General features: G+C 44.0%; 23 protein-coding genes. 7 read left to right on the top strand and 16 right to left on the bottom strand.

What is annotated here, in order from left to right; all coding sequences use genetic code 11:
* Positions 1-10: 10 nt before the first annotated feature.
* From gluQRS to sfsA, 3 genes are all read right to left on the bottom strand, one after another.
* Positions 11-916 carry a tRNA glutamyl-Q(34) synthetase GluQRS gene (gene gluQRS, locus BET10_RS11940; RefSeq protein WP_070985807.1) on the bottom strand — a complete coding sequence of 302 codons (906 nt, stop codon included), beginning with the start codon at positions 914-916 and terminating at the stop codon, positions 11-13.
* 12 nt (positions 917-928) lie between these two features.
* Positions 929-1,372, bottom strand: coding sequence for an RNA polymerase-binding protein DksA (gene dksA, locus BET10_RS11935; RefSeq protein ID WP_070985806.1), 444 nt, complete (start codon positions 1,370-1,372; stop codon positions 929-931).
* Positions 1,373-1,547: 175 nt separating this feature from the next.
* A complete protein-coding gene (gene sfsA, locus BET10_RS11930) occupies positions 1,548-2,255 on the bottom strand; it encodes a DNA/RNA nuclease SfsA (RefSeq protein WP_070985805.1) in 708 nt (235 codons plus the stop codon).
* A gap of 81 nt (positions 2,256-2,336) precedes the next feature.
* Between sfsA and pepB the strand changes: the two genes are divergently transcribed.
* Positions 2,337-3,632: an aminopeptidase PepB gene (pepB, locus tag BET10_RS11925; RefSeq protein WP_070985804.1), complete on the top strand. Its 1,296-nt coding sequence runs from the start codon at positions 2,337-2,339 to the stop codon at positions 3,630-3,632.
* Between the two features lie 47 nt (positions 3,633-3,679).
* Here the strand turns inward: pepB and BET10_RS11920 are convergent, their stop codons facing one another.
* The 5 genes from BET10_RS11920 to gpmM all read right to left on the bottom strand — a co-directional run bounded on the left by BET10_RS11920 (position 3,680) and on the right by gpmM (position 8,965).
* Positions 3,680-4,099 carry a CBS domain-containing protein gene (locus BET10_RS11920; RefSeq protein ID WP_070985803.1) on the bottom strand — a complete coding sequence of 140 codons (420 nt, stop codon included), beginning with the start codon at positions 4,097-4,099 and terminating at the stop codon, positions 3,680-3,682.
* Positions 4,100-4,172: 73 nt separating this feature from the next.
* Positions 4,173-4,949 carry a divergent polysaccharide deacetylase family protein gene (locus BET10_RS11915; protein WP_070985802.1) on the bottom strand — a complete coding sequence of 259 codons (777 nt, stop codon included), beginning with the start codon at positions 4,947-4,949 and terminating at the stop codon, positions 4,173-4,175.
* 71 nt (positions 4,950-5,020) lie between these two features.
* A complete protein-coding gene (locus tag BET10_RS11910) occupies positions 5,021-6,247 on the bottom strand; it encodes a S41 family peptidase (protein ID WP_070985801.1) in 1,227 nt (408 codons plus the stop codon).
* Positions 6,248-6,284: 37 nt separating this feature from the next.
* On the bottom strand, positions 6,285-7,418 hold the full coding sequence (locus tag BET10_RS11905) for a murein hydrolase activator EnvC family protein (RefSeq protein WP_070985800.1): 1,134 nt from the start codon (positions 7,416-7,418) through the stop codon (positions 6,285-6,287).
* A 2-nt stretch (positions 7,419-7,420) separates the two neighbouring features.
* Positions 7,421-8,965 (bottom strand): 2,3-bisphosphoglycerate-independent phosphoglycerate mutase, encoded by a 1,545-nt coding sequence (gpmM, locus tag BET10_RS11900; RefSeq protein WP_070985799.1) that lies wholly within the window; start codon positions 8,963-8,965, stop codon positions 7,421-7,423.
* Between the two features lie 299 nt (positions 8,966-9,264).
* Here gpmM and BET10_RS11895 point away from each other — a divergent pair, with 299 nt between their 5' ends.
* Genes BET10_RS11895 through gpsA form a run of 4 tightly spaced genes read left to right on the top strand, consistent with a single transcriptional unit; the run spans position 9,265 to position 11,498 of the window.
* The gene (locus BET10_RS11895) at positions 9,265-9,696 is read left to right on the top strand and encodes a rhodanese-like domain-containing protein (RefSeq protein WP_070985798.1); all 432 of its coding nucleotides are present in this window, start codon (positions 9,265-9,267) and stop codon (positions 9,694-9,696) included.
* Between the two features lie 12 nt (positions 9,697-9,708).
* Positions 9,709-9,966 carry a glutaredoxin 3 gene (gene grxC, locus BET10_RS11890; RefSeq protein ID WP_070985797.1) on the top strand — a complete coding sequence of 86 codons (258 nt, stop codon included), beginning with the start codon at positions 9,709-9,711 and terminating at the stop codon, positions 9,964-9,966.
* Positions 9,967-10,004: 38 nt separating this feature from the next.
* Complete coding sequence (gene secB / locus BET10_RS11885; protein WP_070985796.1) at positions 10,005-10,487, top strand: protein-export chaperone SecB; 483 nt, start codon at positions 10,005-10,007, stop codon at positions 10,485-10,487.
* A gap of 3 nt (positions 10,488-10,490) precedes the next feature.
* Entirely contained in the window at positions 10,491-11,498 is a 1,008-nt protein-coding gene (gpsA, locus tag BET10_RS11880; protein ID WP_070985795.1) for an NAD(P)H-dependent glycerol-3-phosphate dehydrogenase, read from the top strand.
* A 12-nt stretch (positions 11,499-11,510) separates the two neighbouring features.
* On the opposite strand, the gene trmL is transcribed toward gpsA, so the two are convergent.
* On the bottom strand, positions 11,511-11,975 hold the full coding sequence (trmL, locus tag BET10_RS11875; RefSeq protein WP_070985794.1) for a tRNA (uridine(34)/cytosine(34)/5-carboxymethylaminomethyluridine(34)-2'-O)-methyltransferase TrmL: 465 nt from the start codon (positions 11,973-11,975) through the stop codon (positions 11,511-11,513).
* A 770-nt stretch (positions 11,976-12,745) separates the two neighbouring features.
* Here trmL and BET10_RS11870 point away from each other — a divergent pair.
* Positions 12,746-13,645: a cation diffusion facilitator family transporter gene (locus BET10_RS11870; protein WP_476704241.1), complete on the top strand. Its 900-nt coding sequence runs from the start codon at positions 12,746-12,748 to the stop codon at positions 13,643-13,645.
* Here BET10_RS11870 and BET10_RS11865 read toward each other — a convergent pair.
* From BET10_RS11865 to BET10_RS11855, 3 genes are read right to left on the bottom strand one after another with little or no spacing between them, the layout of a single operon-like run.
* On the bottom strand, positions 13,597-14,565 hold the full coding sequence (locus BET10_RS11865; RefSeq protein WP_070985793.1) for an alpha/beta fold hydrolase: 969 nt from the start codon (positions 14,563-14,565) through the stop codon (positions 13,597-13,599). The genes BET10_RS11870 and BET10_RS11865 overlap by 49 nt on opposite strands.
* A complete protein-coding gene (locus tag BET10_RS11860) occupies positions 14,562-15,974 on the bottom strand; it encodes an ATP-binding protein (RefSeq protein ID WP_083330519.1) in 1,413 nt (470 codons plus the stop codon). The genes BET10_RS11865 and BET10_RS11860 overlap by 4 nt, the downstream gene beginning before the upstream one ends.
* Entirely contained in the window at positions 15,955-16,641 is a 687-nt protein-coding gene (locus BET10_RS11855; protein WP_070985791.1) for a response regulator transcription factor, read from the bottom strand. The genes BET10_RS11860 and BET10_RS11855 overlap by 20 nt, the downstream gene beginning before the upstream one ends.
* 151 nt (positions 16,642-16,792) lie before the next feature.
* Here BET10_RS11855 and BET10_RS11850 point away from each other — a divergent pair, with 151 nt between their 5' ends.
* On the top strand, positions 16,793-17,218 hold the full coding sequence (locus BET10_RS11850; RefSeq protein ID WP_070985790.1) for a Spy/CpxP family protein refolding chaperone: 426 nt from the start codon (positions 16,793-16,795) through the stop codon (positions 17,216-17,218).
* A gap of 55 nt (positions 17,219-17,273) precedes the next feature.
* On the opposite strand, the gene yacG is transcribed toward BET10_RS11850, so the two are convergent.
* From yacG to BET10_RS11830, 4 genes are all read right to left on the bottom strand, one after another.
* A complete protein-coding gene (gene yacG / locus BET10_RS11845) occupies positions 17,274-17,519 on the bottom strand; it encodes a DNA gyrase inhibitor YacG (RefSeq protein WP_070985789.1) in 246 nt (81 codons plus the stop codon).
* A 69-nt stretch (positions 17,520-17,588) separates the two neighbouring features.
* Positions 17,589-19,277 (bottom strand): type IV-A pilus assembly ATPase PilB, encoded by a 1,689-nt coding sequence (pilB, locus tag BET10_RS11840; RefSeq protein ID WP_070985788.1) that lies wholly within the window; start codon positions 19,275-19,277, stop codon positions 17,589-17,591.
* Positions 19,278-19,407: 130 nt separating this feature from the next.
* Entirely contained in the window at positions 19,408-20,034 is a 627-nt protein-coding gene (gene coaE / locus BET10_RS11835) for a dephospho-CoA kinase (RefSeq protein ID WP_070985856.1), read from the bottom strand.
* Positions 20,035-20,042: 8 nt separating this feature from the next.
* On the bottom strand, positions 20,043-20,927 hold the full coding sequence (locus BET10_RS11830; protein ID WP_070985787.1) for a prepilin peptidase: 885 nt from the start codon (positions 20,925-20,927) through the stop codon (positions 20,043-20,045).
* Between the last annotated feature and the right edge of the window lie 23 nt (positions 20,928-20,950).

The raw sequence follows: 20,950 nt of genomic DNA, 5'->3' as shown, positions 1-20,950 counted from the left end.
TATTGTTGTTTCAATATGCATCACTGAGCGGTTTTTCTGTTAATTTTGAAATCTTTTGTAATGAAAATGAAGCGATGGCCCACTTGAGAATATCTTCAATGGCTAATGAGTCTAGGTCTTTTGGTGGAGAAAGTCCTAAAAAACGCAATGCAGCGAGTGTGGCAGGTATCGGATCGCACCTGTCAATGGCTGGCGCATGGTTTTGTTTAGACAGCTTCAATCCAGGTTCTGTGACGACTAGAGGAAGATGTGCGTATTGGGGAGCTGGATGTTTTAGTTGCTCGAATAGACCCAGTTGGCGCGCGGTTGGCTCTAGTAAATCAGCACCTCGAACCACATGTGTAATTTGCTGGTCGATATCATCAAGCACCACCACAAGTTGATAGGCGTACAAGCCATCTCTGCGTTTTATAATATAGTCTTCCTGCGCAATATTTGTTGGAATATGCACTTGCCCTTGGATCTGATCTTTAAAGGTGTCAACGGGAAAGTTCTGTCTCAAGCGCAGGGCGTTACCAGCAAAAGGGAGATGCAGTGCTCGACAGTGGTTATCGTAAAAGCCGCCTCGTTGTTTAATCTCTTTGCGTGTGCACTGACAGGCATAAACCAACCCTTGGTTTTGCAAGGCATTCAGCACGTCTTGATACAGTGCATGTCGCTGACTTTGGTAAACAACGGTTTCATCCCAATGTAAGCCATACGCTTCGAGAGTGTGTAAAATATCACTGTCAGCGCCTGGAACGACTCTGGGTGTGTCAATGTCTTCAATGCGTACCAGCCATTTACCTTGTTGGCTTTTGGCTGCGAGAAAGCTGCCAAGGGCGGCGACTAATGAACCGAAGTGAAGGGGGCCAGAAGGCGAGGGAGCGAATCGACCTCGATAGCTCCCATGATTGGATAATGCTGGGGTGAGCATAACTGGCTGAGGTTAGCCTCGGCCGTTTTGCTTTTCTTTAATTTCAGCCAGTGTTTTACAGTCAACACATAAATCGGCTGTAGGACGAGCTTCCAAACGACGAATGCCAATTTCAATACCGCACGATTCGCAGTAACCGAAATCATCGTCTTCAATAAGTTGCAGTGTTTTTTCAATTTTCTTGATCAGCTTGCGCTCACGGTCACGCGTACGTAGCTCTAGAGAAAACTCTTCTTCTTGTGCTGCACGGTCAACAGGATCAGGAAAGTTTGCCGCTTCATCTTGCATATGCGTTTTTGTACGATCTACTTCATTACGTAGGTCTTTACGCCATGCTTCTAATATTGCTTTAAAATGCGCACGTTGTGCGTCATTCATGTATTCTTCGCCCGGTTTTTCCTGATAAGGTTCTAAACCGGCTTGAGCCAATAACCCCAGTCTCTTTTGGTCTGGCATAGCATTCTCCTAAATCCTTAATACATTACCCCAGCTAGCGCCGGCGGCTATAAATATCAGAATCTCCCCATCTAAGCAAATATTTTTTCATTTTTTAGTATGACATTCGCTTGGTCATCTCAGTCTTAGAGGCGAAATTCTAATGAGCTGCGATATGAGGGCATATTTCAAAAATTCAACTTATATTAACCGGTACTTGATGGCTTAAGGAGATTTCATGTTCAGAAATAGCTGTTTTATATGCTAAAACTTCCACACCCACGTCGCAGGCTTGTTTAAGCAGCCTAGCATATTCAGCATCAATGTGTGCTGCTGGGGCAACATTATTGATGCCTTCGTGCATGACTACAAACAGCAATACGGCGCGTATCCCTTGCTGCTTTATGGTGATAAGTTCACGTATGTGCTTTTGCCCTCGTAGCGTTTGAGCGTCAGGGAAGTACCCTTGCGACCCTTCTAGCAACGTCACAGACTTTACCTCAACATAGCACGGAGACGTATCGTCTGACTCTAGCATAATGTCGATACGACTGTTTTCTTGGCCATATTTTACCTCTCGTTGGATGCGTGGGTAACCTGTGAGCTCATGCACAATGCCTTGTTCAATGCCTTCATAGGCGACTTGGTTGGCATGATTGGTATTGACACAGATAAGCTCCCCCTGGTGATTCTGGGTCAACTCCAACGAGTGCAGGTACTTACGTTTTTGGTTATCACTTGTAGAGTAGTAGGCAGTAAAATGTGGGTCAGCACACCCTGTCATCTTTCCTGTATTGGCGCAATGCACCGTGAATTCACCCAGTTCTTTACAGTGTAGGTCTACAAGAAATCGCTTATATCGTTTGAGTAATGTTGCCTGGTTAAGCTCACTGATAAATTTCATCAATTGATCGCATTCGGTTGGGTCTAGTTACTCGCTAGTGTACACTTTAGAGCACTAACAAGTGCAAGAGTATATAGGATTATGTCTGACAAATTTATCGTTCGTTTGAGTGAACAAAGTGCAGCACCACATTGGGGAGCTGGTGCATCATTGTCTTTTGATCAAATGGGCGCCACTATTCATTTGAATGAAAATGAAACGCTAAAAAATATTCAAAAGGCAGCAAGAACCCTGGCGCAACAGGGGATCACACAAGTTCAGTTGCAAGGCGAGCAGTGGTGTACAGAATCACAATGGGCTTTCTACCAAGGGTTTGCCAGTCCAAAGCAACTCTCGGGTGTGACGTTTGTTGAAAATGCACAGTCGGATATTAATGAGCTAACCGCGCTACAGAGTTCGGCCACTTGGGCGCGTCAGATGATAAACGGCACTGCTGAGGATATCTATCCAGAAAGTTTGGCAGGCAAAGCGGCTGAATTTATTCAGTCACTCGCGCCTGAGCATGTGAGCTACCAGATTATTAAAGGCAAAGCGCTAATGGAGCAGCAATGGATAGGCATCCATGAAGTAGGCCGAGGGAGTGAGCGTCCACCGGTATTGCTAGAGCTAGATTACAACCCAACTGGCGATGCTAATGCGCCCGTCAGTGCGGCATTGGTCGGTAAAGGAATTACCTTTGACTCTGGTGGTTACTCTATCAAGGCAAGTGAAGGCATGCTGGGCATGAAATGCGATATGGGTGGCGCGGCCACCGTCACTGCAGGTTTAGCTTTGGCTATTCAGCGTGGTATTGATAAGCGCATCAAACTATTTTTATGCTGTGCCGAAAACCTTATTTCGGGCCATGCATACAAGTTAGGCGACATTTTGACTTATAAGAATGGTACCACTGTTGAAATCGTTAATACTGACGCAGAAGGCCGTTTGGTACTGGCTGATGGCTTAATGGCTGCGGGCGAAACAGGTGCTGAGCTAATCATTGATGCGGCAACTTTAACTGGCGCGGCTTTGGTTGCGGTCGGGCAAGAATACAACGCGCTATTTGGTTTAGATAAAGAGCTAGTTGCGGATGTACAACAATTTGCCAGTGAAGAATTTGAAGCCGCTTGGCCATTGCCTTTAGAAAAATGGCACCAGAATAACTGTCCATCGGCTTATGCTGATACGGCCAATAGTCGAGCGCAAAAAGGTGGTGGCTTTGGTGGTGCGTCAAATGCTGCTGGTTTCTTGTCTCGCTTTGTACCAAATGAAGGTAAAGGTTGGGTGCATATCGATTTGGCTGCATCATTCCAAAACAATGCTGGTAGCCAATGGGCTGCAGGCGCAACTACACTAGGAATGCGTACAGTAGCACGCACCCTAGCAGAAAAGGCTTAACCCACAAGCAGAAATGCAGCGCACAGCTAGCTGCATTTCTTTATTCATTAAGAGAGTAGTGCCGCAGCTAAACGAACAAAGTCAGAGGAGGTTAAAATCCCAAGCAGTTTGTTTTGCTCATCGACTACTGGCATGCAGCCATGGCGATTACTGACAAAAAATTCAGCAACTTCAGCAAGGTTTTGGTTTGGCTGAATACTGGCAAAATCGGTTGCCATAATATCTTCAATGACAGTGTATTTTTCTTTTCTTTCTAATGCATTGGGACCGTATGTAGCCATGATCCCCATGACTTTAGCAATCATAATTTTTTGCGTGAGCATACCTTGTAAGATACCTCGTTCATCGATCACTGGAATATGACGAATATTTTTCTCGCGCATTAAGTCGTGCGCATCCTTTAACGATGACTTGCTATTTACAGCAAAGGGATCTGCGGTCATGAGATCAGCAACGGTTTGTAACATCATCTTTTCCTTTTAGCCGAACATGATTAAGTTATAACGCACATTTTGCTGTGGTGCATGTATCGAGATCAAACTAATCGCTGGTTGGGATCAAAATTTGAGTTTGATGCTGCTGTCGTTCTGCAAGTTGAATATATTTTGATTCAACTAACTGAGAAATAGGTACTAACTCATACCCTTGAGCGGTAAGTTCTGGAAGCGCCGTTTTTAGAAAAGCGATGGTTTGCGGGTAAGGGTGTGCAATGGCGATGGCGAATCTAGCTGAGTCAGCTTTGCTCTTTAGCGCCTCTAACTGTTGAGTCAATGCCTCGAATGTTGGCTCATTATCCAGAAAAATATGACGGCTAATATTTTCCACACCATATAAATTGGCGACGTTTTGTGCTTGTGTATGCTCTGTTGTGCGGCTATCAAGAAAAAACAAGCCACGCTTTTTCAACACTTCCATGGTCCACTTCATCGGTTGGGTGTACTGAGTGAGTGCTGAACCCATATGATTATTGACGCCCTTTACTTGCGGCAGGGTGGCAAGGGCATGACCAAGTGTACTTTGTAGCTGCCATTTGTTCATATCTAGCGTCAGTGCGCCTGGACCAAGCGCTTTTTCCTGCAGTGATTGCATCGGAATATGCAGTAATAGCTCTCTATTGGCTCGACTGGCCATATAGGCAAATTGTTGGGAGTAAGGGGTATGGGGTAAAATCGAGAACGACAACTGGCCGGGTAACTCCAGCAGTTGTAAGTCTCTTTTATGATTGCCAACATCATCGATAACGATGGCAATTTGTTTTGCAGCGCTTGGAAATGCGATTAACCAAAGCGCAAAAATTCCCCAAAAAATTTTATGCACAGTCGAGCTTCTTGTTATTTTTTATTGTTCAATTTATCTTCGCTTTGATTGAGCGTAGCTATTTATAAACTCTATTGTTTTTTAAGTAATTGTCTTGCCTTTAGCAAATGCGAATCCAGCCTTGCTAACTGCTTATTTCTGGTTGTTTGTTCACCAGCCATTATAACGCTTTTACTTAAATGTGAAAGCATTTGCTTGGTCAGTTCAATATCAGGCGCAATGCCGATGCCTTCTATAGAGCGCCCTGAAGGCGTGTAATAACGTGCGGTAGTCAGCTTAAGTGCTGTAGTACCATTACCGATGGGGATCAATGATTGGACCGAGCCTTTGCCGTATGAAGGCGCTCCTACTACAAGCGCACGATGATTGTCTTGTAAAGCGCCTGCGAGTATCTCTGCAGCGGAAGCTGAATTTTCATTGATCATAACGACCACAGGCGCGCCATTTAGCACGTCTCCTTTTTGCGCTTTGAAATGCTGGTTGGCGTCAAAAAACCGTCCTTTGGTGAATACGATGGTCCCTGCATTTAAAAACAAATCAGAGATCGCTACAGCACTGGTGAGCGTTCCCCCTGGGTTATCGCGTAAATCAATGATCAAACCCGCTAAAGGTTCGCCATTTTCGGAGGCTAGTTTATTAAGGTGTCTGGCCACATCATGAAAACTATTATTGTTAAAGCCATTAAGAGATAAGTAACCATTACCGTTAGAGAGCAATAAGCTGGTTACGCTCTCTAAGTTAATTTCTTGGCGACGAAGCGCCAAGGTGAGTTCATGTGTTGCGCGTTCTACGGTAATTTTAATGGTTGCAAATTCAGCCTCTTGAAGTAGTTTTGAGACATGTGCAATGTCTTTATTGGTAACATCTTCGGCATTGATTGCAACGAGTTTGTCACCGCCTTCGATACCTGCAAGTTCGGCGGGGGAGCCTGGTAAGGTGTTAACGATAACGATGCGGTTCTCAATTTCTTCAACCTCAATACCAATGCCTGTATAGCGACCATTAGCGGCACTAAATATTGCTTCGAGTTCAGTTTCTGAGAGGTACTTTGAATACGGGTCAAGCTGAGTGAATAACTGTTCTAAATTGCCTTTGTCAAAATGGCTAAGTGGTAGGTCTTCGACATAATAAGCGTGAACGTGAAACAGAATTTCACTGACTTGCTCACGTGTAAACTGCTGTTTCGCAAAGGTACTGGGCGTTACAAAGCACAAGCTTACAACAACCCAAAGAAGGGAAATGAGCCACGCAAAATGATTGCGCACTATGATATGTTTGAGATTGAAAAGTCGGTTCATGTGCTGCTCCAATTTTGGTGCAGCACGGGTTAATCAATTAACTTGCTTTACACCATTTTACCGGATCGACAGCGCTTCCCTTATGCCGTATTTCAAAGTATAGACCAGAACGAGATTGCCCGCCGCTTTGCCCGACCAGTGCGATTGTTTCACCTGCATTGACAAGATCGCCCACATCTTTTAACAAGGTTTGCGTATGGCCGTACAGGCTCATAAAGCCCTCACCATGGTCAACAACCATCACCCAACCAAAGCCATTGAGCCAGTCGGCATAAACGACTTGCCCTTGCTTGATGCTGTTTACCGGTGTGCCAGCAGCAGCTTGGATCAATACACCCTTCCAGCTCATACCTGCATGTTTTCTTTGTCCGAAGCGGTGTTTCAGTCGTCCTTTACTAGGCCATAGCAAGCGGCCTTTACTATTTGCTAATCCATCAAGAACGATTTCGCTAGGCTCTTGTACTTTGGCAAGTTGCTCAAGCGTCGCTATCAAAGTTTGTTCGTTTTCTTTTAAGTAATTGATTGCTTGCGCTGTTTGCTCAAGGGTGTTGTTAAGTTCACTCAAATGTGACTGGCGTTCTTTTTGGCCGGCAATCAAAGCTGCCTGACGAGCTTCTTGCTGCTCATGCAATGCGTTGAGTTCTTCTTGCTTTTTAGCTAACTGTTGTTGATTTTTAGCCAGCTCGGCCACGACAAGCTTTAGCTCTTCAAGTTGCTTTATGCGTGCTTTGTTAAAGTAATCGTAGTAGCTAATGGTTCGCTCTAAAGTCGCGCTTTTCTCTTGATTTAAAAGCATTTTAGAGTAGTCGTGGTTGCCCGTCATGTAGGCACTTTTCAACTGTGCAGCCAGTAGCTTTTGTAGGTGAGCTTTTTTCTTTTCTAAGCCTTTGGCTTCATTTTGCAAAGTGTACTGCTGTTGCTGATTTTCGGCGATACCACGTTGGGTTAATGACAAAGCCTTGGCATTTTTGGCAATATCTAACTCTTGCGATTTGAGTTTTGCGCGCAGTGACGCGATCTTATCTCGCTGTTTTTGATAATCCTTTTGGCTCTTTTTGAGCTCTTCTTGTACTTCTGTTAAGTCTTGCTTGGTTCTTGATTCATTGGCGGTAACAGATGTTACCACCAATGCAAGACTCAGCATGATTAACTTGTAGAGCATCATGCGCATGATTATTTCAAGGTCATTATTGGGGTACCAGTCATTTCGCTTGGTTGCTCCAAGCCTAGTAGGTGTAACATGGTTGGTGCCACATCGCTTAGGGTTTTACCACTGTGCGGTTGAGCATCTCGGCCTACATAGATAAACGGCACAGGTTCAGAGGTATGAGCGGTATGTGCTTGACCCGTTTTGGCGTTGGTCATCTGTTCAGCATTTCCGTGGTCGGCTGTGATCAAGGCTTCGCCACCCACTTCTTGCAGTGCATTGAGTACTCGACCGATGCATTTATCGACGGCTTCACAGGCTTTTACCGCAGCGCTAAACACGCCAGAATGGCCTACCATGTCGCCATTTGGATAGTTGCAAATGATCACATCAAATTCACCGCAATGGATGGCTTCAACCAGTGTGTCAGTGAGTAGTTCAGAGTTCATTTCTGGTTGCAGATCATATGTTGCGACTTGTGGAGAAGGGATGAGTTTACGTTGTTCACCTTCAAACTCGGCTTCTCTACCACCACTAAAGAAGAAAGTAACGTGCGCGTATTTTTCTGTCTCAGAGATACGTAACTGCGTTTTGTTATGTTTAGCTAGCCACTCACCCAGTACATTGTTCAGTGCCTCTGGTGCAAATGCTACAGGCGCTTTAATATCTGCTGCATATTCTGTCATCATTACAAAAGCGCTTAAGCTAGGGGCTGCCTTTTTGTTGAACCCTGTAAACTCTTCATCTACAAATGCACGTGTCATTTGACGGGCTCTATCCGCTCTAAAGTTCATAAAAATCAGCGTATCGCCATCGTTGATGGTTGCCGGTGTCGCATCACTAGGTTGGATAACACTGGCCTTAACAAATTCGTCGTTTTCATTACGTGCATAAGCGGCATTTAGTGCGCTAACGCCATCGGTGAAGGTGAATTCACCTTCTGCGCAAACCATTAAATTATATGCCGATTCGATACGCTCCCAGCGGTTATCTCTGTCCATCGCATAATAACGGCCAACGATCGATGCTAAGCGACCACAGTTAAGCTGTGCAAACACAGCTTCAATTCGTTCAATTGATGCTTGGGCGCTGCGCGGAGGTGTATCTCGGCCATCTAAGAAAGCATGAAAATAGACAGCCTTGGCACCGCGTTGTGCTGCTAGTTTAATACCCGCAACAATGTGATCTTCGTGGCTGTGTACACCACCTGGGCTCAGCAGTCCCATTAAATGAACAGCCTTTCCTGCTGCAACTGCTTTGTCAATGTTCTCTAGCAACACTGGGTTGTGCTCAAATTCACCATCATCAATAGCTTTGGTGATACGAGTAAAGTCCTGATAAACGATTCGGCCTGCGCCAAGGTTAACATGACCAACCTCTGAGTTACCCATCTGACCATCGGGAAGTCCTACGTCTAACCCTGAACCAGAAATGAGCGTACAAGGTTTAGTTTGCCATAAATTGTCTAGCACTGGGGTATTGGCCGCTAGAATAGCGTTGCTTTCGGTTTCTTCTCTATAACCCCAACCGTCTAAAATCATTAGAACTAGTGGTTTTTTTTGTGCTGTCATTTGGGCTCCTTTAGAACTTATCTCGTTATTTGTGTCTTAGAGATGGATTGACACTTAAGCACGACAAAATTATCGCTGTTAGCATACCTTGTTTTGTGTAAATATTCAGCCCTGTCGCTATGATTTATCCTCAACTTTGTAACTGTTATCAAGGTTGAGTGTTTAATACATTGCCATAACAGTTCGCCACAAAGGGCTATACCGAAAGGATCGCAAAATGTATACTGCGAGGCTATTCATTATAAGGATGCTTAGCCCCATTGAAGCAAAGCATTCAACACTGTTAAGTTGGAAGGTGCATGGAACAATACATCGAATTTATTGGTAATAATGCCATCTTGAGCATTATCTGGTTAGCTCTGGTGGTTATGATTGTCGCCAGCTGGTTTAAAAGTAAGTTTTCAGCAATTAGACAGATTAACCCTCAACAACTGACTTTGCTGGTAAACAGAGAAGATGCGCAAGTTGTAGATATTCGTCCTGTAAAAGAGTTTAACTCAGGTAGAATAGCAGGAGCGGTACAGCTAAGTGCAGAAAAAGCGAAACAAAGTGACTTTGCTGGCCTTGAAAAGCACAAAAACAAACCCATTATACTTGTGTGTACAACGGGAATGACTGCCTCAGGCATTGCAAACACCATGCATAAAGCAGGATACGAGCAAGTCTATGTGCTCAATGGTGGTATGGGGGCTTGGCAAAGTGCGGGCTTACCGACTACAAACGGAAAATAATTAGGAGCACATATGACTGAAGTTGTAATTTATACAAAAGACTATTGTCCTTATTGCCATCGCGCCAAAGCATTACTTGATGCTAAAGGTGTCACGTACACCGAATATGATATTGGCAAGCAGCCCGAGTTACGTGATCAAATGATAGAAAAAGCAAATGGCAGCTATACTGTGCCGCAGATTTTTATCAATAATAATCACATTGGCGGCTGTGACGATATGATGGCCATTGAAGCAAAAGGTGAACTTAACACCTTGCTTAATATTTAAAATTACATTTAATAAAATCAAAGAATCTAGGAACACTCATGACAGATCAAAATCAAAACGCAGCAGCGGAACAACAAGGCGCACAATTCAACATTCAACGCATTTACACAAAAGATGTTTCTTTTGAAACGCCTAACTCACCTGCGATTTTCCAAAAAGAGTGGACACCAGAAGTTAAGCTAGATATGGATACGCGTTCAGAAAAACTAGACAACAACATCTATGAAGTTGTACTTGCGCTAACTGTAACGACAACAATCGGCGAAGAAACCGCTTTCTTATGTGAAATTCAGCAAGCAGGTATTTTCTCTATTGCTGATATAGAAGAAGTACAAATGGCGCATATGCTTGGTGCATTCTGTCCAAATATTCTTTTCCCATATGCGCGTGAAGCTGTTGCAAGCTTGGTAAACCGTGGTACGTTCCCACAGTTAAACCTAGCTCCAGTTAACTTCGATGCGCTATTTGCTCAGTATATGCAGCAAAGAGCAGCGCAAGCAGAGCAAACTGCTGACGCTTAATCAATGAGTTCAGTTCAGTCAGCTGTAACTGTATTAGGGGCGGGGTCTTATGGCACCGCCCTTGCTATTTGTTTCGCCCGAAATGGCCATAAAGTGACATTATGGGGACGAAACAAAGACGACGTTGCGACGCTTGCAGCTGAGCGTAGAAACCAGCGTTATTTACCTGATTGTCAATTTCCTGAATCTTTGCAACTTGAAAGTGATTTGCAGCGTGCGGTACAGTCCAGTGAAATTGTGTTGCTGGTGGTCCCAAGCCATGCTTTTGCAGACACCTTAGCACTTATTCGTGATGATCTATTGCCAAATGCGAGAGTAGCTTGGGCAACCAAAGGGCTGGAACCAGATACGGGTCGCTTGTTACAAGAAGTCGCGCAGCAGCAGTTAGGGGAGTCAGTGCCTTTAGCGGTGCTTTCAGGGCCAACTTTTGCTAAAGAAATGGCTGCGGGTTTGCCAACCGCTATTTCTGTAGCAGCCACCGACACCGATTTTGCTTCTGAGCTTGCCAAGTTGTTACATTGTGGGCGTTCTTTTAGGGTCTACAGCAATGACGACTTCATTGGTATTCAGCTCGGTGGTGCCGTGAAAAATGTTATTGCGATTGGTGCGGGTATGTCTGACGGGTTTGGTTTTGGTGCCAATGCACGCACGGCGCTTATCACGCGTGGTCTTGCAGAACTTTGTCGTTTAGGTAAAGCACTCGGTGCACGCTCTGAAACCTTTATGGGTATGGCGGGTTTAGGTGATTTAATCCTAACATGTACAGACAATCAATCTCGTAACCGTCGCTTTGGTTTAGCACTGGGCAAGGGTCTTGATGTCGATGAAGCTATGCAGAGCATTGGTCAGGTGGTAGAGGGTTATCGAAATACCAAAGAGGTATATCTACTCGCCCAGCGCAGCGGCATTGAAATGCCAATTACTGAACAAATCTATCAAGTGCTGTATCAGCAAAAAGATGTTAAAGAAGCAGCCATGGCGTTGCTTGGAAGAGAGCAAAAAGCGGAGTAAACTCCGCTTTTTTTATGTCGCGTTAGCAAAGTCGAGTTGTCGCCACGACTCGTATACAAACACCGCAACCGCATTGGATAAATTCATGCTGCGACTGTCTGGACGCATGGGAATACGCAGACGCTGCTCTTCAGGCAATGAAAAAATAATATCTTCCGGCAAGCCCCTTGTTTCAGGGCCAAACAGCAAGCAGTCTCCCGGTTGGTATTCTGGTTGGTGATGGTATTTCTTACCTTTGGTTGTACACGCAAATACGCGTTTGGGGCTACAAGCTTTTAGGTAATCTTCAAATGAGGCGTGTCGTTGCACATTGCTAAACTCATGATAATCCAGTCCTGCACGTTTAACACGTTTGTCATCCCACTCAAATCCCAAAGGTTCAATTAGGTGTAGCGCATAGCCTGTATTGGCGCATAAACGAATAATGTTTCCCGTATTGGGCGGGATCTCAGGTTGGTAAAGCACAATATCTAACATAATAACCTCGAAAAATTAGCTGTGCTTAGTATAACCTGAACTCGGGATAAGCTACATGATACAGCACAGTACTTTATGCATATTTCTGCGTTGAATTCGCTAGTAATAGCGCGCTATTACGTACACGAACTCGCCTTGAACTACACAAAAATTACAGTACTGTATACCTTCTTCTCATAATATTTTGATTTAATTAGTTTTCTCATGTCCATTATCCCAAGTTCAGGTTATAACGACTCGGGATAAGCTACATGATACAGCACAGTACTTTATGCATATTTCTGCGTTGAATTCGCTAGTAATAGCGCGCTATTACGTACACGAACTCGCCTTGAACTACACAAAAATTACAGTACTGTATACCTTCTTCTCATAATGTTTTGATTTAATTAGTGTTCTCATGTCCATTATCCCAAGTTCAGGTTATAACGACTCGGGATAAGCTACATGATACAGCACAGTACTTTATGCATATTTCTGCGTTGAATTCGCTAGTAATAGCGCGCTATTACGTACACGAACTCGCCTTGAACTACACAAAAATTACAGTACTGTATACCTTCTTCTCATAATATTTTGATTTAATTAGTGTTCTCATGTCCATTATCCCAAGTTCAGGTTATAGCGAAATGATGGGGTGTGGGTAAGAAATGGTGTATTGTTTTACGCTTATATGTCATCAATATTTCACTTCATTTAGCTAAACTGTACACTATTGAAATGATAGGCACTTTTACAAATTTGCATGAAGCAGAAATCCAGGGGAAACGGTGAAACCAAGTTATGATGTACTAGTTCGCTTTGCGAGCATATTCACTATGGTGATGGTGAGTTTAATGATAGCGACCAAATGTTGGGCGTGGTTGGCTTCAGGAAGCGCGTCAATGTTGGGCTCTCTTACGGATTCTTTGTTGGATATTAGTGCCTCAATGATGAGTTTTTTGGTATTAAGTTATGCGCTACGCCCAGCCGATGACGAACATCGCTTTGGTCACGGTAAAGCAGAAGCCCTAGCAGGATTAGGCCAAGCGGCATTTATTGCAGGCTCTGCCATCCTACTGACATTTCACGCCATAGAACGTATTTTCAACCCTGTTGTACTCAAGAACTCGCTGTTGGGCGTATGGGTAAGCTTGTTTGCTATCGTTTGTACTTTACTGGTGGTGATGGTCCAGTACCAAGTGGTCAAACGCACTCATTCTGTCGCAGTAAAAGCAGATTCATTGCACTACAAGGGGGATGTGCTATTAAACTTGGCGGTTTTGGTGGCGATTTTACTTTCTAATTACGGGATGTCTAAAGCCGATCCTATTTTTGCCATCGCCGTTGCTGGATACCTACTTTACAATTGCTGGGATATTGCAAAAGAAAGTGCGGGCCATTTAATGGATAAGGAGCTTCCAGATGAAGAAAAAGCGGAGATTGAGCTGCTTGCGTCTAGCCATGAGGATGTATATGGAGTACACGAATTACGAACTCGGCAAAGTGGTAAAGTCAAATTTATTCAATTGCATCTAGAGCTTGATGATGATATGCCGTTGATGCGCGCCCATGCGGTCTCTGATGAAGTAGTTGAGATGATCCAACAAGCGTTTGAAGGTGAATTAGATGTTTTGATACATCAAGACCCCGTGTCTTTGGCGGTTAAAGCCAGATCATCACAAAACTGATAAAAATGTTCCATCACTGCATAACGGATTGTATCTTGTTCGCATAGCAGTTCATGCCGTGCCCCTGCAAACGAGTGTAACTGAGCTGTAGGATGGTTTTGTGCAAATCGCTGCTGGGCACGATTATCAACAACATCATCTTGCTCAGCACTGGCAATAAATAGTGGGCAATGAATTTCTAGCTTAGGGATTGAGCTGATGAACTTAAACGCTTGGTTGAGCCAGCCAAAACTGACGCCACCTAAACACAACTCAGCCTCATTTTGATACAGCGTGCGAAAACGCTGATAGCGTGTATGACAGTGTGTGAGTTGGTTTTCATCAAATGGCAGGTTGAGATAGTTGCTTTGCCCAATGGCATAATATTTACTAAAGCCAAGCCAACAACCCATTTTAGCAATCCACTTCGCCAGTTTATACGGCGTATTGTGAGTGTGGATATCAAACATCGGGGCGGATAAGAATGCCCCGCTGATATGATTATCATGGCGGGCGAGATAGTCACATGTAATGGCCGCGCCCATTGAATGAGCGAGAATGAACAGTTCGCCTTTTTGTTGTGGTCGCACGATGTTATTGATGAATGTATTTAAGTCATCAGCATAGTCAGAAAACTTTCGCACATAACCAACCTGGGGGTTGCTTGTTAGCCGCTCAGATAGCCCTTGACCAATGTGATCATAAGTAAAAACAGCGATGTTGTTTTGTGCCAACTCCCACAATAATTCTTGGTACTTCCAAGCAGACTCAATACGCCCACTCACTAACACGACACTGTATTTGGCTGCTGCAGGTAAGTGATAGCTATAGAATAGCCGTCCAGAGGAACCTGCAAAATAGCCCTGTTGAGCGCGCTGCCAGTGCTTTTCTATGTCGCCGTTATGTAGTGCCAATGAGGCGCTGTAGCTATAAAAATTCATATTGGTAGTGTCATTATCACTAAGAGGCCATGAGGCTGATTGTGGTTAAACTGCAATGTACCATGGTGCGCGAAAATAGCACGTTTGGCAATGGCCAGACCCAAGCCTATTCCACCGCTATCACGATTTCGCGATTGGCTAGTGCGATAAAAAGGCTGGCACAGCTGTTTTAGGGCTTCTTCTGACACGCCTTCACCATCATCCGCGATACAAATTTCAATTTGATTACTGGTTACCGTAAAAGACATACTTATAACCTGCGTTGCGTACTTGATGGCATTACGGAGCACATTTTCAATTGCGCTGCTTAGTAACTCTCCATCACACGCTAGAGTTAACTCAGGTAATGTTGCAACGTGCAGCTCTTTATCCATCTGCTCGGCTTCAAATTGCGCATCAAGCAGTATGTTATCAAGTAATGTCGCCATACTTACCTGCTGTATATGCAGCGTCTGCTGCCCATGCTCTAAACGTGACAGAGTTAAGATATCAGATAGCATCTTGTCCAAACACTGGGCTTCTTTTTCAATTCTAGTTAAATAGGCGAGTTGTTGCTCATTGGCGTTGTCTTGTGCCAAAGCATTGGCCAAACTCAAACGGGTGAGCGGAGAGCGCAGCTCGTGAGATACATCCGCCAGCAGTTGTTTATGTGTGTTTACGCTTTGCTCAAGTTTGTCTGCCATGTGGTTGAAGTCATGCATCAATATTGTGACTTCATCGCGGCGGTGCTTTGGGATTTGTACGCGGGCGGTAAGCTCACCCGATGCCAGAGCTTTAGCGCTGCTGCCCAACGAATTAAGTGGCGCGACTAGGCGGCGACTGAAAAGAATGCTCAATAATACAGAGGGTAATAGCACTGCGAGGGCTTTAAGCCAAAAGGGCAGCATCTTTATACGCATCAACAAAGGGGGCTCGCGTAGCGGCTTAATTTGGAATAGCTGATAACGTTCACCCTGCACATTGAGCTCAAAAGGGCCATAAGCAAAGTAGCGTTCCGTGGCGATAAACTGGGGAACCTGAGGTTCATCAAAGTGCAGTAATGACAGATCCAAATTATATTTGTTGGGTTGTGATGTCAGGCTTTGCTCTATGTTTGAATGGGCTAAATACAGCCATTTATGTTCATTAAATTTTGGATAGCTGATGACTTTTTCAAGGGGCTTTTGTTTAACGTTTACCAGTCTTTCGATGTTTTTTTGTAGATGTACCATCGAATTTAGTAACTTACCTTTTAAGGCTTTAGTTTCAAGCCGCTCGGGTTGTAGCTGACTGAGCAACACAAGTAGGATCAGAATACTAACAATCGTGAGCCAGAAGCTTAAGAAGGCTTGGAAAAACAACCCCGACGGCCTTATTTTCTGGCGTATCTTTTGATAACGCTGTTGCATGTTATTGATCCAAGAAGACATAGCCGCTGCCCCTGATGGTTTGAATACAGTTGGTCTTACTGTATTTAGCAATTTTCTTGCGTAAGTTACTCACATGCACATCAATCGATCGATCAAAGGGGGCCAAGCGGCGACCAAGCACATGCTGACTTAGCGCATCTTTGCCAACCACTTTACCGACATTACTCATAAGTTGATGCAATACCGCAAACTCGGTCCCCGTTAGTGTGAGTTCATGTCCATCAACACAAACTCGACGTGCTGATTCATTGAGTGTTACATGGCTAATGCTTAGCAGTTGAGCCTGTTGACTAGTTTGTTTGACGTAATCGATACGGCGACCAATGGCATGTATTCGAGCAAGTAATTCTCTGTGATTAAAGGGCTTTGGTAAATAGTCATCGGCACCTAACTCGAGACCAAATATGCGATCAAAGTCATCGCCCTTTGCGGTAAGCATGATAACCGGTGTTAAGTGTGTGGCCCTGAGTTTTTTCAGCACTTCAAAGCCATCTAACACAGGTAGCATGACATCGAGCAAGACAACATCAAAAGGCTCACTGGTCGCCAACTCTAAGCCCTGTTCGCCATCAAAGGCTTGTGATACTTCACAGCCTTGAGCTCTAAGATATTCAGCGAGTAAATCACTCAAGGTGTGATCATCTTCAATTAATAGCAGCTTACTCATAACGTCTTTTTCTAGGGGTGATAACCGTAGTTTACCTTGCAAAATATTAAATTGCAGATCTTTACATAGCCTTTACATTGCTTTGCGTTGCTTTGCACCCGAGTAATTAAGCTAACCGTGTATGTTCACTAATAACCCAAAGGAACTCTTTATGAAAGTAACATCAACATTAAGTACATTGGCACTTACAGGCACATTATTATTCGCTTCTTTGGCTCAAGCAGGGCAGGGTCATCACGACAAGCACTTTTTATTGACAGAAAAAGCGGTCAAAAAGCTCAGCCTAAGTCAGGACCAGCAAGATAAAATAGCTCAGATCCTCGAACAGAAGAAATCAGCAATGAAAGCACTGAAAGCATCACGCGCAGAGTACAAAGATGATTTTAAGGCGCTGATGGAAAATGATTATTTTGACGAGCAACAAGCCAAAGCTTTGATTGCGAAAAGTAGCGAAGCGAAGGGTGAAGCACTGCTTGCTAAATTGAAGAGTAAGCATCAGATCAGACAGGTATTAAATCAAGAGCAGCGTGACAAGCTACAAAAGATTGCACATCATAAAATGAAAAAACACCACTGATATGTCTATTTTGCCGTTAGCCGATACGCTCGACTAACGGCCGTCTTTATTCTAACTATTGTTGAAAAAACGAATCATCATTTTTTGCTAACATGGCTTCGATGTCTTCAATCATTTCTTGTTGATCTTGGGTGCTCATCTGCGTATCTGACGTGATAGCCGTAGAGATTTTATTGTTTTCAAACGACCAGTCACCCAAGTCAATCAGTTGGCATCTTTTCGAACAAAAAGGTCGATTTGGGCTTTGCTCAGACCAAGTTACATCGGCTTGGCAAGTTGGGCATTTTACAAGCGTGGGCATAGGGTGCTCCCTTGGTGTATTTTGCCGACAGTCTAATTAAATTAACCCCCAGATGCCAGAGCCGTGTGACTAAAAGCTTGTTACGCGATTTATTTCAGTCAATGATGTGAGGCCTGACGCCGCTTTTTTCAGTCCAGATGTCCTTAAGTTTGCGTAGCCAAGCTGTTGAGCCATTTGCGCAATTTGCATTGAGTTGCCATCGGACATGATCAATTGTGAAATTTCAGATGTGATCGGGACCATTTCATAAATACCAACACGGCCTTTGTAACCATCGGTACAGTGTTCACAGCCATGTGGGGCAAAAAGCGTAATGTTTGCGATTTGTGCGTCACTAAAGCCTTGTTTGAGCAGTTCGTCTTTAGGCAAAGTCTCAGGTGTTTTACAATGATTACACAGACGACGGGCTAAGCGCTGGGCAATAATCAAGTTGACCGAACTGGCAACGTTGTACGCGGGAACCCCCATGTTGAGCAGGCGTGTCAGTGTTTCAGGTGCTGAATTGGTATGCAGGGTGCTCATTACCAGGTGCCCAGTTTGAGCTGCCTTGATAGCGATTTCGGCGGTTTCTAAATCACGGATCTCACCGACCATGATGACATCAGGGTCTTGGCGCAAAAAGGCTTTGAGTGCATTAGCAAATGTCATCTCAGCTTTTGGATTTATCTGAACCTGATTGATGCCTTCAAGGTTGATTTCAACAGGATCTTCCGCGGTGCTGATGTTTCGCTCAGGTTTATTGAGGATATTTAATCCTGTATATAATGAGACCGTTTTACCCGAACCTGTAGGGCCCGTCACCAAGATCATGCCTTGTGGTTGCGCTAACGCATCAAGATACATTTGCTTTTGTTCGCTCTCATAGCCCAGAGCGTCAATCCCCATCATGGCACTAGAGGAATCAAGGATACGCATTACTATTTTCTCGCCCCACATTGTGGGCATGGTACTGACACGAAAATCAATGCTTTTACGTTCCGAGATTTTTAATTTTATACGACCATCTTGTGGCCTGCGTTTCTCTGCGATATCAAGGCGTGACATGACTTTGATGCGCGCGGCAAGCCTTGTAGACAAAGAGGTTGGTGGACTTGCCATTTCATGCAACAGGCCGTCAATACGAAAACGAATACGGTACTTATGTTCATAAGGTTCAAAGTGTAAATCAGACGCACCTTTTTTAATTGCATCCATCAAAATTTTATTGATATATACAATGATGGGTGCATCATCTTTGTCCTTTTCTTTGTTTTCAACGTTTTGTAGTGATTTTTGATCATCTTCGATGTCAAGGTTAGCAAACTCTTGAAACTCGTCTTCACTGAGCGAAAGCCCACTGGTCGAGTCAAAAAGTTGGTCTATTTTCTTTTCAAGTTGCTTATGGTCAACGACCACCACGTCACACTGCAACCCAGAACTGAACTCAAAGTTTTCAAATGCCCCGTAATCGGTAGGATCAGACGCCGCGATATAAAGTTTACGGCCCTTTTTATAAAGGGGTAATACTTGGTGCTTGCGGATCAGCTTTTCATTGATAAGATTCTCAGGAATTTGTTCAATATCAAATTCACTCAGATCAAATAATGGCACTCGGAATAAATCTAGGCATTGAGCTGCCAGCTCTGAGCTTTTCATGCCACTGCATAAACAAATCAACTCAGCGGTTGATTGTGCTTCGCGTTGCTTATTCTTAATTTGCTCTGGGGTTACGCGACCAAGCGTAATAAATTTGCGTAATAATGGTGAGTGATGTTCCATAAGCCCTCAGATAAAGATATATCAACTACTTCAATCTACATCAATCAGTTATAAATAAACTTATGAACCTGCAACAAGCTTTTATTGAGTTAGCATCTATTTGCGCTCGGCGCCGTTAGCTTAGCTAGCATTATGAATGCGGTTTACTTGTTGAATGATTTAATGCAATAGAGACAAAGTTTTGATGTAACAATTCTAACTCATTATACATATCAGTTAATGATTTATCATTATTTAGTATAGTGTTTGCTCGTTTTTGTTTCTCAGAACGAGACATTTGTGCGGTGATGATTTTTTTCACTTGTTCAGTGGGAACATGGTCACGTGCAGCAGTGCGAGCTATTTGAATATGTTCTGGTACGTCAACCAATAACGTGTGATCGCAAAGCGCATCTAAGTTGTTTTCAAATAATAACGGTGCGGAGAGCACTACATAGGGGCCTTTGGCCTGATTAAGTTGAGCTAAGATTTTACTACGGATCATCGGATGTAATAATTGCTCTAACCACGTTTTGGCTCGCTCATCGGCAAAGATCAGCTCGCGTAGTTTAGCTCTGTTCAAACTGCCGTCAGGCAAGAGCATATCTGCCCCAAATTGATTGGTGATAGCATTGAGCCCTGGGCTGCCCTTGGCTACAACGTCTTTAGCGATGACATCCGCATCGACAATCACAATCCCTTTATCAGCAAGAGCATTACTGACAGCGGTTTTTCCGGCACCAATGCCACCGGTGAGTCCTAACACCCAATTACTCATAATATCACTCACGCAAGAACTAGATTAAAATACCAACGTTCAATGATGTCACCATATAACAGGGTTATCCACCCAGCAATGGCCAGATAAGGGCCAAAGGGAATGGGTGTGCTTTTGTCTTTGCCTTGCACTGCCAGCTGAATACTGCCTATTATTGCGCCCACGACGCTAGATAAAAGCACAATCGTTAAGATGGCTTGCCAGCCTAGCAGTGCACCAAAAATAGCGAGCAGTTTAAAGTCACCATAACCCATACCTTCTTTTCCGGTGGTCAATTTAAACAACCAGTACACACTCCACAAACTAAGATAGCCAACAGCGGCCCCTATAATTGCGTCTTTGGGCGCAATAGTGAGTCCTTGCACACTGGCAAGGAGTACAAGCCACAGCAAAGGAAGGGTTATTTGATCGGGCAGTAGCATGTGATCAATATCTATAAAGATTAACGCTATTAATGCCCAGGTCAGCACTAAAAACAGTACACATTGTGGCGTTGCGCCAAAGTGCTGAGCAACGAACAAAGACACTAAAGCGGTACCGAGTTCCACCAATGGATAGCGTACTGAAATTGTTGTTTTACAGTGGGCACATTTGCCACGTAGTAAAAGCCAGCTAAGCAGAGGAATATTTTGCCAAAATTTAATTTTAGTGTTGCAGTTAGGGCAGTGGGAGCCTGGTGCGGCTAAATTAAATGTCTCTGCCTGAATATGCTTAGGCTCGGGGCTTTCGTCACTTAGTATTAGTTTACATTCATCACGCCATTGCTTATTCATCATCACAGGCAGGCGATAAATGACCACGTTCAAAAAGCTACCAATGCATAGGCTGATTAAACCGACGCAGAGCAAAAAAAACCAAGTTTGAGTTTGCATTAACTGAAAAACATCTAGCATAACTGTTCTTATTTTTGTTTAGA

It is taken from the genome of Pseudoalteromonas amylolytica, from assembly GCF_001854605.1.
Lineage (GTDB): Bacteria > Pseudomonadota > Gammaproteobacteria > Enterobacterales > Alteromonadaceae > Pseudoalteromonas > Pseudoalteromonas amylolytica.
Note: the sequence above shows the minus strand (reverse complement) of the source record. Positions and strands in the feature narration are given on the sequence as shown.

What these genes read in the sequence shown, in the direction of transcription:
- gluQRS (WP_070985807.1), bottom strand. Translation starts at nt 916, where the DNA reads ATGCTCACCCCAGCATTATCCAATCATGGGAGCTATCGAGGTCGATTC.
- dksA (WP_070985806.1), bottom strand. Translation starts at nt 1,372, where the DNA reads ATGCCAGACCAAAAGAGACTGGGGTTATTGGCTCAAGCCGGTTTAGAA.
- sfsA (WP_070985805.1), bottom strand. Translation starts at nt 2,255, where the DNA reads ATGAAATTTATCAGTGAGCTTAACCAGGCAACATTACTCAAACGATAT.
- pepB (WP_070985804.1), top strand. Translation starts at nt 2,337, where the DNA reads ATGTCTGACAAATTTATCGTTCGTTTGAGTGAACAAAGTGCAGCACCA.
- BET10_RS11920 (WP_070985803.1), bottom strand. Translation starts at nt 4,099, where the DNA reads ATGTTACAAACCGTTGCTGATCTCATGACCGCAGATCCCTTTGCTGTA.
- BET10_RS11910 (WP_070985801.1), bottom strand. Translation starts at nt 6,247, where the DNA reads ATGAACCGACTTTTCAATCTCAAACATATCATAGTGCGCAATCATTTT.
- BET10_RS11905 (WP_070985800.1), bottom strand. Translation starts at nt 7,418, where the DNA reads ATGCGCATGATGCTCTACAAGTTAATCATGCTGAGTCTTGCATTGGTG.
- gpmM (WP_070985799.1), bottom strand. Translation starts at nt 8,965, where the DNA reads ATGACAGCACAAAAAAAACCACTAGTTCTAATGATTTTAGACGGTTGG.
- BET10_RS11895 (WP_070985798.1), top strand. Translation starts at nt 9,265, where the DNA reads ATGGAACAATACATCGAATTTATTGGTAATAATGCCATCTTGAGCATT.
- grxC (WP_070985797.1), top strand. Translation starts at nt 9,709, where the DNA reads ATGACTGAAGTTGTAATTTATACAAAAGACTATTGTCCTTATTGCCAT.
- secB (WP_070985796.1), top strand. Translation starts at nt 10,005, where the DNA reads ATGACAGATCAAAATCAAAACGCAGCAGCGGAACAACAAGGCGCACAA.
- gpsA (WP_070985795.1), top strand. Translation starts at nt 10,491, where the DNA reads ATGAGTTCAGTTCAGTCAGCTGTAACTGTATTAGGGGCGGGGTCTTAT.
- trmL (WP_070985794.1), bottom strand. Translation starts at nt 11,975, where the DNA reads ATGTTAGATATTGTGCTTTACCAACCTGAGATCCCGCCCAATACGGGA.
- BET10_RS11865 (WP_070985793.1), bottom strand. Translation starts at nt 14,565, where the DNA reads ATGAATTTTTATAGCTACAGCGCCTCATTGGCACTACATAACGGCGAC.
- BET10_RS11860 (WP_083330519.1), bottom strand. Translation starts at nt 15,974, where the DNA reads ATGTCTTCTTGGATCAATAACATGCAACAGCGTTATCAAAAGATACGC.
- BET10_RS11855 (WP_070985791.1), bottom strand. Translation starts at nt 16,641, where the DNA reads ATGAGTAAGCTGCTATTAATTGAAGATGATCACACCTTGAGTGATTTA.
- BET10_RS11850 (WP_070985790.1), top strand. Translation starts at nt 16,793, where the DNA reads ATGAAAGTAACATCAACATTAAGTACATTGGCACTTACAGGCACATTA.
- yacG (WP_070985789.1), bottom strand. Translation starts at nt 17,519, where the DNA reads ATGCCCACGCTTGTAAAATGCCCAACTTGCCAAGCCGATGTAACTTGG.
- pilB (WP_070985788.1), bottom strand. Translation starts at nt 19,277, where the DNA reads ATGGAACATCACTCACCATTATTACGCAAATTTATTACGCTTGGTCGC.
- coaE (WP_070985856.1), bottom strand. Translation starts at nt 20,034, where the DNA reads ATGAGTAATTGGGTGTTAGGACTCACCGGTGGCATTGGTGCCGGAAAA.
- BET10_RS11830 (WP_070985787.1), bottom strand. Translation starts at nt 20,927, where the DNA reads ATGCTAGATGTTTTTCAGTTAATGCAAACTCAAACTTGGTTTTTTTTG.